Annotated in this window: 12 protein-coding genes; 9 read left to right on the forward strand and 3 right to left on the reverse strand. The window is 71.1% G+C overall.

Annotated features, from left to right (window positions below):
- The first annotated feature begins 197 nt into the window (after positions 1–197).
- Both ACFZCP_RS15605 and ACFZCP_RS15610 read left to right on the forward strand, forming a co-directional pair.
- Positions 198–1,532, forward strand: coding sequence for a CNNM domain-containing protein (locus ACFZCP_RS15605; protein ID WP_391427565.1), 1,335 nt, complete (start codon positions 198–200; stop codon positions 1,530–1,532).
- Complete coding sequence (locus ACFZCP_RS15610) at positions 1,529–2,614, forward strand: CNNM domain-containing protein (RefSeq protein ID WP_391427566.1); 1,086 nt, start codon at positions 1,529–1,531, stop codon at positions 2,612–2,614. The genes ACFZCP_RS15605 and ACFZCP_RS15610 overlap by 4 nt, the downstream gene beginning before the upstream one ends.
- A gap of 85 nt (positions 2,615–2,699) precedes the next feature.
- Here the strand turns inward: ACFZCP_RS15610 and ACFZCP_RS15615 are convergent, their stop codons facing one another.
- Together ACFZCP_RS15615 and ACFZCP_RS15620 are read right to left on the reverse strand one after the other, a co-directional pair.
- Entirely contained in the window at positions 2,700–4,568 is a 1,869-nt protein-coding gene (locus ACFZCP_RS15615; RefSeq protein WP_391427567.1) for an AAA family ATPase, read from the reverse strand.
- A gap of 431 nt (positions 4,569–4,999) precedes the next feature.
- A complete protein-coding gene (locus ACFZCP_RS15620; RefSeq protein WP_391427617.1) occupies positions 5,000–5,620 on the reverse strand; it encodes a uridine kinase in 621 nt (206 codons plus the stop codon).
- Between the two features lie 251 nt (positions 5,621–5,871).
- Here ACFZCP_RS15620 and ACFZCP_RS15625 point away from each other — a divergent pair, with 251 nt between their 5' ends.
- The 5 genes from ACFZCP_RS15625 (at position 5,872) to ACFZCP_RS15645 (ending at position 11,065) form a co-directional block, all read left to right on the forward strand.
- On the forward strand, positions 5,872–6,828 hold the full coding sequence (locus ACFZCP_RS15625) for a hypothetical protein (RefSeq protein WP_391427568.1): 957 nt from the start codon (positions 5,872–5,874) through the stop codon (positions 6,826–6,828).
- Between the two features lie 42 nt (positions 6,829–6,870).
- Positions 6,871–8,415, forward strand: coding sequence for an amino acid permease (locus tag ACFZCP_RS15630; protein ID WP_391427569.1), 1,545 nt, complete (start codon positions 6,871–6,873; stop codon positions 8,413–8,415).
- 246 nt (positions 8,416–8,661) lie between these two features.
- Complete coding sequence (locus ACFZCP_RS15635; protein ID WP_391427570.1) at positions 8,662–10,035, forward strand: C39 family peptidase; 1,374 nt, start codon at positions 8,662–8,664, stop codon at positions 10,033–10,035.
- Positions 10,036–10,142: 107 nt separating this feature from the next.
- Entirely contained in the window at positions 10,143–10,283 is a 141-nt protein-coding gene (locus ACFZCP_RS15640) for an SCO1431 family membrane protein (protein WP_362687005.1), read from the forward strand.
- A 122-nt stretch (positions 10,284–10,405) separates the two neighbouring features.
- Positions 10,406–11,065 carry a TetR/AcrR family transcriptional regulator gene (locus ACFZCP_RS15645; protein ID WP_362687008.1) on the forward strand — a complete coding sequence of 220 codons (660 nt, stop codon included), beginning with the start codon at positions 10,406–10,408 and terminating at the stop codon, positions 11,063–11,065.
- Positions 11,066–11,149: 84 nt separating this feature from the next.
- Here the strand turns inward: ACFZCP_RS15645 and ACFZCP_RS15650 are convergent, their stop codons facing one another.
- Positions 11,150–12,388 (reverse strand): glycosyl hydrolase family 18 protein, encoded by a 1,239-nt coding sequence (locus tag ACFZCP_RS15650; RefSeq protein ID WP_391427571.1) that lies wholly within the window; start codon positions 12,386–12,388, stop codon positions 11,150–11,152.
- A 330-nt stretch (positions 12,389–12,718) separates the two neighbouring features.
- On the opposite strand from ACFZCP_RS15650, the gene ACFZCP_RS15655 reads away from it, so the two are divergent.
- A complete protein-coding gene (locus ACFZCP_RS15655) occupies positions 12,719–13,894 on the forward strand; it encodes an acyl-CoA dehydrogenase family protein (protein WP_362687014.1) in 1,176 nt (391 codons plus the stop codon).
- A 342-nt stretch (positions 13,895–14,236) separates the two neighbouring features.
- Positions 14,237–15,334 (forward strand): hypothetical protein, encoded by a 1,098-nt coding sequence (locus ACFZCP_RS15660; protein ID WP_391427572.1) that lies wholly within the window; start codon positions 14,237–14,239, stop codon positions 15,332–15,334.
- Positions 15,335–15,341: the final 7 nt, after the last annotated feature.

A 15,341-nucleotide genomic window follows, 5' to 3' on the forward strand; every position in this document is an offset into this window, starting at 1 on the left:
CGGCCGCTGTCTTGATTAATCTGGTGGGGGAGGCGCGTTCCACTGCGCCTCCGCCCCTGCGCTCCGCCCGGTGCACAGGGGCTCCTGCTACCCGAGGAGTGACCCTCTCCGGCGATGGACGGATCGTCCTGCAGTACCTGCGCCGCCCCCTCCCATAGCGCGGACCGCTTCCGCGCTACCGCGGAGGCGGTGGCACCATGACTCTCTCCCTGCTGCTCCTCGGAGCCGCGTTCCTGCTGATTCTCGCCAACGGCTTCTTCGTGGCGGCGGAATTCGGCCTGGTGACCGTCGAGCGCCCGGAGGCCGAGAAGGCCGCCGCCGAGGGCGACAAGCGCGCCCCCAGGGTCGTCGAATCGCTGAAGGAGCTCTCCTTCCAGCTCTCCGGCACCCAGCTCGGCATCACCATCACCTCCCTCGTCGTCGGCATGCTCGCCGAACCGGCGCTCGCCTCCCTGCTGCGCGGCCCGTTCGGCGCGCTCGGCATCCCGGACGGCGCCGCCTCCGGTGTCGCCGTGGTCGTCGGCATGCTCCTCGCCTCGGCGATCCAGATGGTGATCGGCGAACTCGTGCCCAAGAACTGGGCGGTGTCCAGGCCCCTGCAGGTCGCCCGGTTCGTGGCCGGCCCGCAGCACCACTTCTCGCGCCTGTTCCGCCCGGTGATCGCCGCGCTCAACACGGTCGCCAACCGGCTGGTGCGCGCGCTCGGCGTCGAACCCACCGAGGAACTGGCCTCCGCCCGCACCCCGGGCGAACTGGTCTCCCTCGCCCGGCACTCGGCCCGGGCCGGTGCCCTGGAGCAGGACACGGCCGACCTGTTCGTGCGCACCCTGTCCCTGGGCGACCTGACCGCGCAGCACGTCATGACACCCCGCGTGAAGGTCAGCGCCCTCCAGGACTCGGCGACCGCCGAGGACGTGGTCAACCTCACCCGGGCCACCGGCCTGTCCCGCTTCCCCGTGTACCGGGAGAAGATCGACGAGATCGTCGGCATGGCCCACCTCAAGGACGCGCTCGCGATCCCCGCCTCCGACCGGCTGCGCACCCCGGTCGGCCGCATCGCCCGCAAGGCGCTGCTGGTCCCCGAGACCCTGCCGGTCCAGCCGCTCCTCGCCCGGCTGCGCAGCGAGCAGCCCATCGCGGTCGTCGTCGACGAGTACGGCGGCACGGCCGGTGTGGTCACCCTGGAGGACATCGTCGAGGAACTCGTCGGCGAGGTCCGCGACGAACACGACGGCCTGGACGTGCCCGAGCTGGCCGCCGTCCCGCCCGAGGACGGCAGGCCCGCCTGGGACGTGGACGGCAGCTGCCGCGTCGACATCCTGCAGCGCATAGGCCTCGACGTGCCCGAGGGGCCCTACGAGACCGTCGCCGGCCTGGTCGCCGACCTGCTCGGCCGCATCCCGGCCCCCGGCGACCGCGCCGAACTGCCCGGCTGGCGGCTCTTGGTCCGCCAGGTCGGCCACTACCGCGCCGAACGGGTCCGCCTGGTCAGGGCGGCCCCGGTGGCCGGTGTCGTGGAGGCCGTCCGATGAGCGTCCTCCAACTGGTCTTCGCCGCGCTGCTCGTCCTCGCCAACGGCCTCTTCGTCGGCGCCGAGTTCGCGCTCGTCTCCGTCCGCCGCAGCCAGATCGAACCGCTCGGCACCGCCCGGGCCCGCCAGGTGCTGTACGGCCTGGAGCGGCTGCCCCAGATGATGGCGGCCGCACAGTTCGGCATCACCGTCTGCTCCCTGACGCTGGGCGCGGTCGCCGAGCCGACCGTGGCCCATCTGCTGGAACCACTGTTCGAGGCGGTCCGTCTGCCGGACGGCGTGATCCACCCGCTGGGCTATGTGATCGCGCTCGCCGGAGTGGTCTTCTTCCACCTGGTGATCGGCGAGATGGTCCCGAAGAACCTCGCGATGGCGGCCCCCGAGAAGGCGGCGCTGTGGCTCAGCCCCGGCCTGGTGTACTTCGCCCGGGTGTGCAGGCCGATCACCGTGGCCCTCGGCGCCTGTGCCCAGGGCATCCTGCGGCTCTTCCACGTCGAGCCCAAGGACGAGGTCGAGGCGGTCGTCACCAGCGAGCAGCTGAACCGGCTGCTGGAGGACTCCGGCCAGGCGGGCCTCCTCGACCCCGAGGAGCAGGAGCGGCTGGAGGACGCGCTGGAGCTGGGCTCGCGCCCGGTGACGGACGTCCTGCTGCCGCGCGAGTCCCTGGTGACGGTGGCCCCGTCGGTCACACCGGGCGAGATCGTCCGGCTGACCGCCCGCACGGGCTACTCCCGCTTCCCGGTGACGGCAGGGACCGGGCCCTTCATGGGGTATGTCCACGTCAAGGACGTCCTGGACCTGGAGGACTCCGACCGTGCCGTCCCCCAGCGCGTCTGGCGTCCGATGACGGTCCTGCGCGCGGAACTCCCCCTGGACGACGCCCTGACGGTCATGCGCCGAGCGGCCACCCATCTGGCCCAGGTCGCGGACGGCTCCGGCAAGGTGCTCGGCCTGGTGGCCCTGGAGGACGTACTGGAGCTCCTGGTGGGCGAGGTACGGGATCCGGCGCACCGGGAGAGTGCGGAGGCGAAGGTCTCCGAGCCGAGGGTGAGCGGTGAGCCGGAGGAGGCGCTGGCCACGTAGGCCGCGCAGCCCATGTGGCGCCGTCCTCGTCCGCGGGTGCGCGGGGGCCGGTCGCGCGGTTCCCCGCGCCCCTCGGGGGCGTGCGCTACATGGCCGACGGATCCTGCGGTCCCCGTCCCGACAGCACCTCCCCGTACGCCTGCATCAGGTCCGGCAGACGCAGCGTGGCCAGGTCCTGTCGGGACAGCGCCCCGGGATATACCGACAACCGCAGATCCCGGTACGCACAGCTCTTCTCGTACAGCGTCCGCAGGAACCGCCCGTTCCCCAGCTCGTCGATCCACCCCTGGTCCACCACGTGCCCGGCGATGGAGCGCAGCTCGTCCAGCGCCTCCTCGTCCCACAGATCCCCGTTCTCCGCCGCCAGCACCTTGCCGATCTCGGTGAGCTCCAGCGGCCGGTAGGAGGGGAAGTCCACCCGTGTGGTGAACCGGGAGGAGAGCCCGGGGTTCGCGGCGAGCAGCCGGTCCATCCCCTCCGGGTAGCCGGCCAGGATCACCACCAGGTGGTCCCGGTTGTCCTCGGCCCGCTTGAGCAGCACCTGGAGCGCCTCGTCCCCGTAGGCGTCCCCCTTGCCGTACCCGGAGTTGGACAGCGAGTACGCCTCGTCCACGAACAGCACCCCGCCGATCGCGGAGTCGATCAGCTCGTTGGCCTTCACGGCCGTCTGCCCCAGGTACTCGCCGACCAGATCGGCCCGCTGGGCCTCCACGAGGTGGTCGCCGCCGAGCAGCCCCAGTGCGTAGAAGACCCGGCCGAGGATCCTCGCGACCGTGGTCTTCCCGGTGCCCGAGGGACCGGAGAAGACGAAGTGCCGCTTGGGCGGCTGCACGGGCAGGCCCTGCCCGGCCCGCAGCCGGGCCATGTTCAGCTGCGCGGACAACGCCTTGACCTGGCGTTTGACCGGCTCCAGCCCCACCATCCGCTCCAGCTCGGCGAGCGCCTCCTCCAGCAGGGCGGGATCGGTCGGACCCGCCGGCAGGGGCGAGGACGGCGACGGCACACCGCTCTTGATCCGTACGGCCGGATCGGAGACCGACGGAAGGGGCCCGGTCGGCAGGTCGGGCTCCGGCAGCCGCAGATCCCGCCCCTCCATGCCGAAGAGCGGATCGAGCGTGTCCGGCCCGTCCACCGCATCCTGCCCCGCACCCGTCAGGGTGATCGCCGCGAGGTCGGCGGGATCGTCGTACCCGTCGCCCTCGGCGATCGCGGCGAGCCGGGCCGAGGTGTCCATGAAGGCGGGATCCACCCGGTGCACCGCCCGGTACAGCGGCAGCGCCGCGGCGCTGCGGCCCGTGCCCTCGTGCGCCCGCGCCAGCCAGTACCGCAGCTCCTTGCGCTGCGGCTGCTCGCTGCGGCAGCGCATCAGGGCCGCCGACAGCAGCGGCTCGGCCTGCCCGTACATCTCCAGGCGCACCCGCGCCATGCCGCCGAACAGACCCGCCTCGATGCCGAGCATGGCGTCGTCGAGCAGCGGGTCGGTGTGCCGGACCAGCTGGTCCCAGTCCTTGACCAGATAGGCGCGGCAGGCGTGCAGGAAGCGCACCTGCGGATCGGTGTCCACCGGAGGCAGTCCGGCCAGGGCCCGGTCCAGCTCCGGTACGTGCCGGCCGTCCAGCCAGTGGGAGGCATGGGCGAGCAGCAGATCACGCGGGCTCTCCAGGACCGGCTGTACCCACCAGCCCAGCCAGTACCAGGAGTTGATGGTCCGGTGGTGCCGGGCGCGCTGCTCCCCGAAGCGGTCCCGGTGGCGGAACATCCGCAGCAGCGCGGTCGTCGTGTCGACCCGTAACGCGTGCAGCCCGAGCCAGGCGTCCGCCATGCCCGGATCCATCCGCACCGCGGCGCGGAACTCCTCCTCCGCCTGCGGATAGGCACCCATCGTGTAGGCGTCCACACCCCGCAGCCAGGCGAGGTCGGCCGGGGCCTCGGGGCCCTGCGTGCCGAAGTCCATCACGTCCCCCACAGACCGTGCCCCCGTCGGTTCACCACCGGGCAGGTGCCCGGCGGACGCCGCGGCCGAACCGCCGTGCCGCGGACCGGAGTTGCAGGTGCGCGAGGCAGCCGCTCGAAGGTCGCACCGAGGGCATCGTACCCGTGGGAAGACCGCGTGCCGAAGGGTGCCGCACGGGCCCTTTGACGAGGTGGGAGCAGACGGGGCGCACGGCGGGCGGTGACCGAGGGTGAGCGGATCGGTGCGCGGGGCGTCCGGAAAACGGTCCGAGGGCAGAACGAAGCCCCCGATCACGGGGGAACAACCGGGGGCTTCGCGTCTGGAGGGCGGCTCTTCATGGCCGCACATTGAGAACGTAAGACCTGTACGGCCCCCGGGTCAAGCGGCCTCGGGGCACTCAAGAAAGTTCCCCCGCAAGGGTCTTCACAGGTTCACCACACAGCGGACGGACCGTCACGGTGAGTGACGTCATGGTCCGGTCCAACGGTCGTCGCGGGCCCCGGCAGCACCTCGTACCCCTCCGGTGTCTGGAGCACCAGAAGATCGGCATGGGGGCGCGAAGGGTCCGCGGCGAAGTGCGCGCGCTCCGCCGCGACCCAGCCGGCCCAGAACTCCCGCTGCTCCGCGCCGTCCCGCTGCCGTCCGCGCGCCCAGGACTCCTCGTGGGGCAGCTCCATCCACAGCAGCCGCGCCAGATACGGGCGCAGCGCCCGCCGCCCGGCGCCCACCCCCTCGATCACGACCACGGGAGCGGACGGCAGCGGGCGCGGTGCGCCGAACGCGCGAGCCCTCCAGTCGTAGGGGGTGTAGTGCGCGCTCTCGCCGCGGGAGAGCGGGCCGATCACCTGGGCCAGGAGCCGCTCCGTCCAGTCGAAGAGCTGCTCGTGGCTGGCGATGTCGTCGAGGTGCAGCACCGGCGCCCCGCCCAGCGCGGCGGCCAGGCGTCCGGCGAAGGTGGACTTGCCGGAGCCGGCGTGCCCGTCGACACCGATGAGCCGGACCGGCCCCACAGAGGGGGGGAGCCCGCGCAGCCGGGCGGCGAGGTCGTGAATGGCGATTCCTGAGGTGTGGTGCGGTGTGGGGTGTTTTCCGGAAACAGTCTAGTAGCGGCCCATACTGACGGGGCCGGCGGCCCGGGAAACGTCACTCCTTGAACCACTGGCTGACCGCCGGTCAATCAAACGGATTAACTTGCCGAATCGGCTGACCGATATGTGCAGCTCGGCGTTCCCGGCGCGCCGACTGCTGAGTAAGGTGCCTCCTGCGCAACTGCGAAGCGCCAAACGGGGACGGACAGGGGAGCATGGCCGCGGAGTTATTCGAAGGGCACTATGTATGGCATCCGGCGGCCGACGACCGTGTCCTGGCGGGTGTATGCGTCGATGTGCGCGCCGGGCGTTATCTGAGCGCGTACGAAGCCCTCGCCGAGACCCGTTCCGACTTCGCCCTGCGCGCCCACCGTTCCCTGGTGCTGGCCTCCGAGGCGGCCGGCACGGACCTGGTCGAGCGCTGGCTGGCCGAGGAGCCGACCCCCGAGGCGGCGCTGATGTGGGCCCGGGTGGCGGTGCAGCGGGCGGTGCGCGCCGCCGATGCGCACGACGAGCGCGCCGAGGCGCTGGAGCGGATAGCGCTGGCCGCCTGCAGCCGGGCCGCCGTCATGGCCCCCGACGACCCCACCCCCTGGGTCGCGAAGCTCGCCATGGCCCGGCTGCACCGGTTGCGCGACCCCGCCCCGCAGGGGCTGCTCACCGCGCCGCCCGGCCCCTGGCGCTTGTTCGCACATGTCCTGACGCTGGACCCGTGGCACCGCGAGGGCCATCACCGCTTCCTGTCGTGCTTCTTCACACGTCACGGCGGTTCGGTCAACGCCGCCTGGGACGTGGCCGCCTTCCTCAGCCAGCGGGCACCCGTCGACTCCGCCCTCCGGCTGCTGCCCCTGGTGGCCCTGGTGGAGAGCTACAACCCCACCCAGCTGCTCGCCGACCGCGTCTGGGAACAGCCCCAGTGGCGCTCCACCGCACTGGGGATCTACCAGAACTGGCTGCCCGCGGTGGCCGGCTACCGCTTCACCCCGGTGCTCGACCTGGCCTACCTCGCGCATGCGCTGGTCATGGGCCAGCGCGAGTTCGAGGCCCGGGCGGTGTTCGCGGCGATGGGCCCGTACGCCTCACGCATGCCCTGGAGCGCCTTCGGCGACCCCTCCGAGCAGCTCTCCCGGGCCCGGCGTTCCTGTGGCCTGCCCGTTCCGGGACCCGCCTGACCCCCGCACCTGCTCTGCCCCCACCAAGAGAAAGGTCGATCTGTGTCGGAACGGATATCGACTCCACGGGCGAAGGCCCGCGGGGGAGAAGACTCGATCGCACTGGACGACGACGCGACCCTGCATGCGATGGGTTATCCGCGAAAACTGACCCGGCGCTTCCAGGCGTTCGACAATTTCGCGATCTCCTTCACCATCATCAATATCCTTTCGGGTATTTTCTCGTCTTTCGGATTCGGCATGAACGCGGGCGGCCCCCGTATTCTCGTGTTCGGCTGGATCGGCGTCTCCGTCATGGTTCTGTTCATTGCCGCCGCCATGGCGGAAGTCGCCTCCGCCTATCCGACGAGCGGTGCGCTGTATTTCTCCGCCGGTAAACTCGCCAAGCGGCACAAGGGCGCCTGGTCGTGGTTCACCGGCTGGCTGAACTTCGTGGGGCAGATCGGTGGCACCGCGGCCACCGGCTACGCGGCCGCGACCTTCATCCAGGCGTTCGTCCAACTGCAGTGGACCTCGTACCGGCCCACCACGCACCAGACTGTCCTGATCACGGCTCTGATCATCGTGCTGCAAGGCCTGGCCAACACCTACACGGTCCAACTGGTCGCCCTGCTGAACCGGATTTCCGTGTGGTGGCTGCTGATCGGACTCGTGGTGATCGTGGGCGCACTCATAGTGATGCCCGGTCATCATCAGCCGGTGTCCTTCGTGACGCATTTCGAGAACAACACCGGCTTCACGAGCGGGGTTTACGGCGGCATGCTCGGTCTGCTGGTCACCAGCTGGACCTTCACCGGGTTCGACGGCAGCTTCCACATGTCCGAGGAAACGGTCCGGGCGACGGTCAACGCCCCGAAGGGGATCACGCGTGCCGTCGGCTATTCGGCGATCACCGGCCTGATCCTGATGCTTGCATTGGTCTACAGCATTAGCGACTACCGCAAGGTGGTCGGCTCCCCCGTGGGACCGCCCGTCCAGATTCTCATCGACGGCCTCGGCCTCGGTGTCGCCAAGGTGATGCTGCTCATCGTGATCGGCGCGATGCTCTTCTGCGGGCTCGCCAACCTCACCAGCAACACCCGGCAGATCTTCGCCTTCTCCCGGGACGGCGCCATGCCCGGCTCCCGCTGGTGGCACTCGGTCTCGCTGCGCACCCGTACCCCGGTCAAGGCGGTGTGGCTGGCGGTGGGCTGCTCGCTCGCCCTGGTGCTGCCGGGCTGGTGGTCGCACACGGCGTTCACCGCCATCGTCAGCGTCAACGTGGTCGGGCTCTTCCTCGCCTATGCCGTGCCGATCTTCCTGCGGCTGCGGCTCGGCGACGAGTTCCAGGCCGGTCCCTGGCATCTGGGCCGCTGGGGCAGGCCGGTCGGCTGGGTCGCGGTGGTCTGGATCCTGCTCAGCAGCGTCCTGTTCATGCTGCCGCAGGCCTCGCCGATCACCGTCGACTCCTTCAACTACGCGCCGATCGCGCTGGCCGTCGTGCTGCTGGTGGCCACCGTCTGGTGGTTCACCACCGCCCGCCGCCGCTTCCAGGGCCCGGTCAGCTACGGCCGGCCCGACGAGATCGCCGCCATGGACCTCATCTGACCGCACCCCCCGTCACAGCCTCGGCGCAGTGCACCGCACCCGCCGCCACGGCCCCGGCGCAGGGAGTCATGCCCCGCGCCGGGGCCGTGGCGCACCGGCCGACACCGCTTTCAGAGGATCAGACCAATATTCGTGTCGCGGCATGCGCGGAAGTGCTGGCAGGGGCATGGCGCCTGCTTCATAGTTGGCGCACACAACCGTGCACCGGACCAGCCCCGACCCGGACACCTGGGGGTAACCGCGCCCATGAGCAGAGCCCAGCAGCCGTCCCGCAGAACCGTCCTCGCCGCCGCCGTGGCCGCGGCGGTCTCCGCGGGAGCCGTACCCGCGGCAGCCGCCACCGCACCGGCTCCCGCCGCCGACGCCGACGACCCCGGCCGGGCCTCGGCCCGCCCCGTCGACTACCACGCCTGGACCACGCACCGCGACTGGCGCAGCGGCACCGCACAGGGCGTCCGTGCCGTCCCCGGCCACCGCCCCGGCGTCGTGATCGGCACCCCCGTGGGCCGCACCGACTACACCGACCCGCACACCAACACCACCGCCACCTGGGAGTACGCCACCTGGACCGGCCCGGTGCACCGGCTCGACGTGCCGGCGACCGAGGTCGTCGCCTCCTGGAACGCCGACACGCCGGCCGGGACCTGGCTCCAGGTCGAGCTGCAGGGCACCTACTCCGACGGCACCGCCACCCCCTGGTACGTCATGGGCCGCTGGGCGGCCGGGGACCAGGACATCAAGCGGACCTCGGTGGACGGCCAGAAGGACGGCAGGAGCACCGTCTGGACCGACACCTTCGCCATCGACGACGCGAGCACCGGCCTGCGCCTGTCCTCGTACCGGCTGCGCCTCACCCTCTACCGCAGGCCGGGCACCCGCCTCACCCCGAGCGTGTGGCGGCTCGGCGCCATGGGCTCCGACATCCCCGACCGCTTCACCGTCCCGGCCTCCGCCCCCGGCCTCGCCCAGGAGCTGGGCGTCCCGCGGTACTCGCAGGAGATCCACAAGGGCCAGTACCCGGAGTACGACAACGGCGGCGAGGCCTGGTGCAGCCCCACCTCCTCGCAGATGATCATCGAGTACTGGGGCGGCCGGCTCACCCCGGAGCAGCTGTCCTGGGTCGACCCGTCCTACACCGACCCGCAGGTCGACAACGCAGCCCGCTTCACCTACGACTACCAGTACGAGGGCTGCGGCAACTGGCCCTTCAACGCCGCCTACGCGGCCACCTTCTCGGGTCTGCAGGGTGTGGTCACGCGGCTGGCCACGCTCACCGACCTGGAGACGCTGATCGCGGCCGGCATCCCGGCCATAACGTCCCAGTCCTTCCTCAAGACCGAGCTGACCGGCGCCGGGTACGGCACCTCGGGCCACCTGATGACCGTGATCGGCTTCACCGCGGACGGCGACGTGATCGCCAATGACCCGGCCTCGGCCGACGATGCGGCGGTGCGACGGGTGTACCTGCGGCGGGAGTTCGAGAACATCTGGCTGCGCACCAAGCGGTACAACGCCTCCGGGAAGGTCGTCTCCGGCACCGGAGGGGTCTGCTACCTCTACTTCCCGGCCCACCCGACCCCGCGTCAGCGCAAGGCACTCGCGGCGGTGGGGGTGCACTGACCCGACCTGTGTGAGCAACATCTCTGCCGCAAACGCCGTCGCGGGTGGCAAGGTGGACAAATGGGTGGGGGACTCCACTCCGTACGTCCGACCTCTGCGAGAAGCTCATGACCGCTCAGTCCGCCACCGTCACCCGCGTCCGCACCGGCGGCCCCAAGGACGACGGCCCGAAGATCCTGGAGCACGTCCTGGGCTGGGTGCTCGTCGCGGTCGTCGCGATGCTCGTGACCCGGCTGGGCCTGCTCTGACCCGGTAGGCGCCGCTCCGGCCCGGCCGCCCACGCGGCAGGCCACCGGCGCTTCACCCGAGCGGCCCCGGTTGTTCTGACATACTGCGGAGGTCCCACCGACCTCCTAGACCAGGGTCGAATTTGAATATGCGTCAACAGCGTGCCGCCGCCCGTCCCCAGGTGCGCGGCACCGAGCGCTCCGTGGCGCGCCGTGCCGAACTCATCGCCATCGGGCGGAAGTTGTTCGCCGACACGTCCTACGACGCGCTGTCCATGGACGACATCGCCCGCCAGGCGCATGTCGCCAAGGGGCTGATCTACTACTACTTCCAGTCGAAGCGCGGCTACTACCTGGCGATCATCCAGGACTCCGTCGCCGATCTGGTCACCTTCGCCGCGAGCGGCCTGGAACTGCCCGCCGTGGACCGCGTCCACCGCACCGTCGACAGCTATCTGCGCTTCGCCGAGCACCACCAGGCCGCCTACCGCACCATCGTCAGCGGCGGGGTCGGCTTCGACACCGAGGTACACGCCGTACGGGACGGGGTGCGCGAGGCGATCATCGCCACCATCGCCGAAGGGGCCTACGGCCGCAGTGACATCGCCCCGCTGGCCCGCATGGGTCTGCTCTCCTGGGTGTGCAGCGTGGAGGGGGCCACCCTCGACTGGATCGACCGCCCCGGCATCGCCCGCGACACCATGCGCGACCTGCTCGTGAAGACCCTGGGCGGAGCCCTGCGCGCCGTCGAGGAACTGGATCCCGCCTACCCGGCCCCGCAGCCGGCCCGCCGCGACGGCTGACGGCAGGGAGCGGAGGCTGACGGCAGGGAGCGGAGGCTCGTGGTCCTCCGCTCCCGGCTCCCCCTGTGCGGGGCTGGTCGATCGCTAGTTGATGGCCTTGATCAGCTCACCGTGGGCGGTGTCGCCGCTCAGCTCCCAGAAGAAGGTGCCGCCGAGGCCCTGCTGGTTCTTGTACGCCATCTTCGTGGCGATGGTCGCCGGGGTGTCGTAACTCCACCAGTTGTTGCCGCACTTGGCGTAGGCGGTGCCGCCCACCGTGCCGGTCGCGGGGCACTTGGTCCTGAGCACCTTGTAGTCGTCGATGCCCTGCTCGTACGTCCCCGCCGCCGGGCCGGTCGCCGTGCCGCCCGGCGCCGCCTGGGTGACGCCGGTCCAGCCGCGCCCGTAGAAGCCGATGCCGAGCAGCAGCTTGGCGGCCGGGACGCCCAGGCCCCTGAGCTTGTCGATGGTCGCCGAGGTGTTGAAGCCCGCCTTCGGGATGCCGGAGTAGGAGGTCAGCGGCGAGTGCGGCGCGGTCGGTCCGGACGCGTCCCAGGCGCCGAAGTAGTCGTACGTCATCGGGTTGTACCAGTCGACGTACGGGGCCGCGCCCGCGTAGTCCGCCGCCTCGATCTTGCCGCCGCCGGAGGCGTCGGCGGTGATCGCCGCGGTCACCAGGCTGTTCGAGCCGAACTTCGACCGCAGGGCGGACATGACGTTCCTGAAGGCCTCCCGGCCGCTGGTGTCGCAGGTGTTGCCGCAGGCGTTCGGGTACTCCCAGTCGATGTCGATGCCGTCGAAGAGCCCCGCCCACTTGGAGTTCTTCACCAGGTCGTAGCAGGACTGCGCGAAGGCGGCCGGGTTCTTCGCGGCCTCGCCGAAGCCGCTGGACCAGGTCCAGCCGCCGAAGGACCACAGGACCTTCAGGCCCGGGTGTTTCTTCTTCAGCTTCAGCAACTGGTTGAAATTGCCGCGCAGCGGCTGGTCCCAGGTGTCGGCGGCGCCGTCGACCGACTCGGCAGCGGTGTAGGCGCGGTCGGCGGCCGCGTAGGAGTCGCCCATGGCGCACTTGCCGCCGGTGACGTTGCCGAAGGCGTAGTTGATGTGGGTCAGTCTGGCCGCGGAGCCCGAGGACTCGATGTTCCTGACGTAGTACTTGCGGTCGTAGGTGCCCCATTCGGTGAAGTAGCCGACGACCTTCGAGCCGGCCTTGACCTGCGGAGCCGCGGGGGCGGCTGCGGTCGCGGTGCCCGCGCCGGCCAGCAGTCCGGCGCCGAGGGCGGCGGAACACGCTGCGGCGAGGAGCGCCCGCAGCCGGGCGCGGGGACGGTGGGGAGTGTGCATCCGGTGTCTCCTCGTGGGGGGAGGGGAACGCGCGCCGGTTGGCATGAACGCGGTAAAGCGTTGGTCATGCACAGTAGGAGGACTAGACCACTGCGTCAATGGTTCGGACCAATTTCGGAGATGTGGGGAGTTCCGGCTGGAATCTTGAAGTAAGCGGTCGTTAACTGGTGACTGGAGGTCGCTGATCGGGCATACTCACGGCACAGAGCCGCTGGTCAGCCGCCTCCGAGACCCGGAAGCCAACACTTCGGCCGAAGCAGAACGATCAGGCGGAACCGCCCCCACCAACGGGCCGGACCGCCCGTGCCCGACAGGGAGGAGACCGACGCCATGTCCGACCGCGACCCGCAGCCGGTGGAGCGTCAACTGCCGACGGAAGAGGCGAGGGACCTGCTCGCGCTCGTCCGGGAGATCGCCCGGCGCGAGATCGCGCCGAAGGCGGCCGAGGAGGAGGACGCCGGGCGCTTTCCGCGCGAGGTCTTCACTCTGCTGTCCGAGGCGGGGCTGCTCGGTCTGCCGTACGGCTCCGAGTACGGCGGTGGCGACCAGCCGTACGAGGTCTACCTCCAGGTCCTGGAGGAGCTGGCCGCGGCCCGCCTCACCGTCGGTCTGGGCGTCAGCGTGCACACGCTCGCCTCCTACGCCCTGGCCTCCCACGGCACCAAGCAGCAGCAGGTCGAGCACCTGCCCGCCATGCTCGGCGGCGGCCTGCTCGGCGCCTACTGCCTGTCCGAGCCGTCCTCCGGTTCGGACGCCGCCTCCCTGCGCACGAAGGCCGTCCGGGAGGACGGGGGAGGCTGGGTGATCACCGGCACCAAGGCGTGGATCACGCACGGCGGGATCGCCGACTTCTATACCGTGATGGCCCGCACCGGCGAGGACGGCCCGCGCGGGATCACTGCCTTCCTGGTGCCGGGCGACGCCGAGGGGCTGAGCGCCGCGGCGCCGGAGAAGAAGATGGGCATGAAGGGCAGCCCGACCGCCCAGGTCCACTTCGACGGCGTGCGCGTGGGCGACGACCGCCGCCTGGGCGAGGAGGGGCAGGGCTTCTCGATCGCCCTGTCCGCGCTCGACTCGGGGCGGCTGGGCATCGCCGCCTGTGCCATCGGCCTGGCCCAGGCGGCGCTGGACGAGGCGGTCGGCTATGCCGCAGAGCGCCGTCAGTTCGGCCGTCCCATCGCCGACTTCCAGGGCCTGCGCTTCATGATCGCCGACATGGCGACGCAGATCGAGGCGGGCCGGGCGCTCTACCTCGCGGCCGCCCGGCTGCGGGATGCGGGCATGCCGTTCTCCAAGCAGGCCGCCATGGCCAAGCTGCACTGCACCGACACGGCCATGAAGGTCGCCACGGACGCTGTGCAGATACTCGGCGGATACGGCTACACCGCCGACTTCCCGGCCGAGCGCTACATGCGCGAGGCCAAGGTGCTGCAGATCGTCGAGGGCACCAACCAGATCCAGCGGATGGTCATCGCCCGTCACGTGGCAGGGCCGGAGGGTCGCTGAACTGACCCCTGAGGACGGTCGGGGCCGCCAGCCTGATCCATTCCGGGTCGTGGCGGCCCGGCAGGGTGCGGCCCCGGTCGGCCCAGGTGCGCATCAGATCGCGGTAGATGGGCGGGTCCTGCGGCACCGGCGGCGGAACCGATTCTGCCGGACGGGGCACGAAAATGCGGCGTTGACGCCCGGTCGCCGAATACGTGGGGGTCATACCCGGACAACGCGGAAGGCGCCGGGCAGGTCACCCGACCCTGGAATCGAGCGTGAGTCCACAGGCGTCCGGTTCCCCCTCTGGCCTCCTCCCGGTATCTGACGTACCGTCAGCGGACTGTCCTCCAGGGGGTGTCCGTGGCCGACGACCGTCCCGTACCGCTCGACGAGTACCCGGTGCATCAGGTGCCGCTGTCCATGAAGCACGTGGCGACCGGGGACCGCAACGCCTACGACCGCTGCATCTTCCACGTCCTCGACCACTCCGGGCGCGCCCTGCTCATCCTCGGCCTTGGGGTCTATCCCAACCTGGGCGTGATCGACGCCTACGCGACCCTGCGCATCGGCGACACCCTGCACGCCGTCCGCGCCTCGGACGCCCTCGGCGAGGACCGGATGCGGCTGGAGGTCGGCCCGCTGCGCATCGAGGTCCAGGAGCCGCTGCACCGGCTGCGGCTGGTCTGCGAGGACGAGATCTCCTGCGACCTCACCTGGACCGCCGCCTTTCCGGCCCTGTGGGAGCCCCACCACCTCCAGCACCGGGGCGGACGGCTCACGCTGGAAGGGCGCCGGTTCGTCCAGGCGGGCACGGTGCAGGGGGTCGTCCGGGCGGGCGGCACGGAGATCGACGTCTTTCCGGAGCACTGGACGGGCACCCGGGACCGCAGCTGGGGCGTGCGGCCGGTTCCGGGCGAGGACGGCGGGCGGCTCGCCGCGGAGCACCCGGCCGAGGGCTTCCACTGGATCTGGTGTCCGGTCCGCTTCGAGGACCGCTTCCTGATGGTCATCACCCAGGAGGACGCCGACGGCCACCGCTCCCTGAACGACGCCACCCTGGTCCGTCCCGGCCGGCGCGACCTCCAACTGGGCTGGCCCCAGGCCGAGATCACCTACCGCTCCGGCACCCGCCATCCCGAGCGCGCCGTCATCCACCTCGGTGACCTGCGCAAACCCAGGGAGCTGGAGGCCGAGATCCTGACCTCCTCGCCGCTCGCGATCGGCGCGGGCTATCCGCCGGCCGACGACTGGCAGCACGGGACGTGGCAGGGCCGCGGATGGGTGGACCGCCGCACCTACGACCTGGCGTCGCCGCACCCCCTCGCCTCCTACGGCGTCACCGACCACGCCGCCCGCTTCCGGCTCGACGGGCACACCGGCTACGGCATCTTCGAGCACGGCTCGTTCGGGCGGCACGACCCGAGCGGCTTCACCGGCTTCGACTCGGTCGCCCCCTGAGGAGGAC

This window comes from Streptomyces sp. NPDC007971, from assembly GCF_042958635.1.
Lineage (GTDB): Bacteria > Actinomycetota > Actinomycetes > Streptomycetales > Streptomycetaceae > Streptomyces.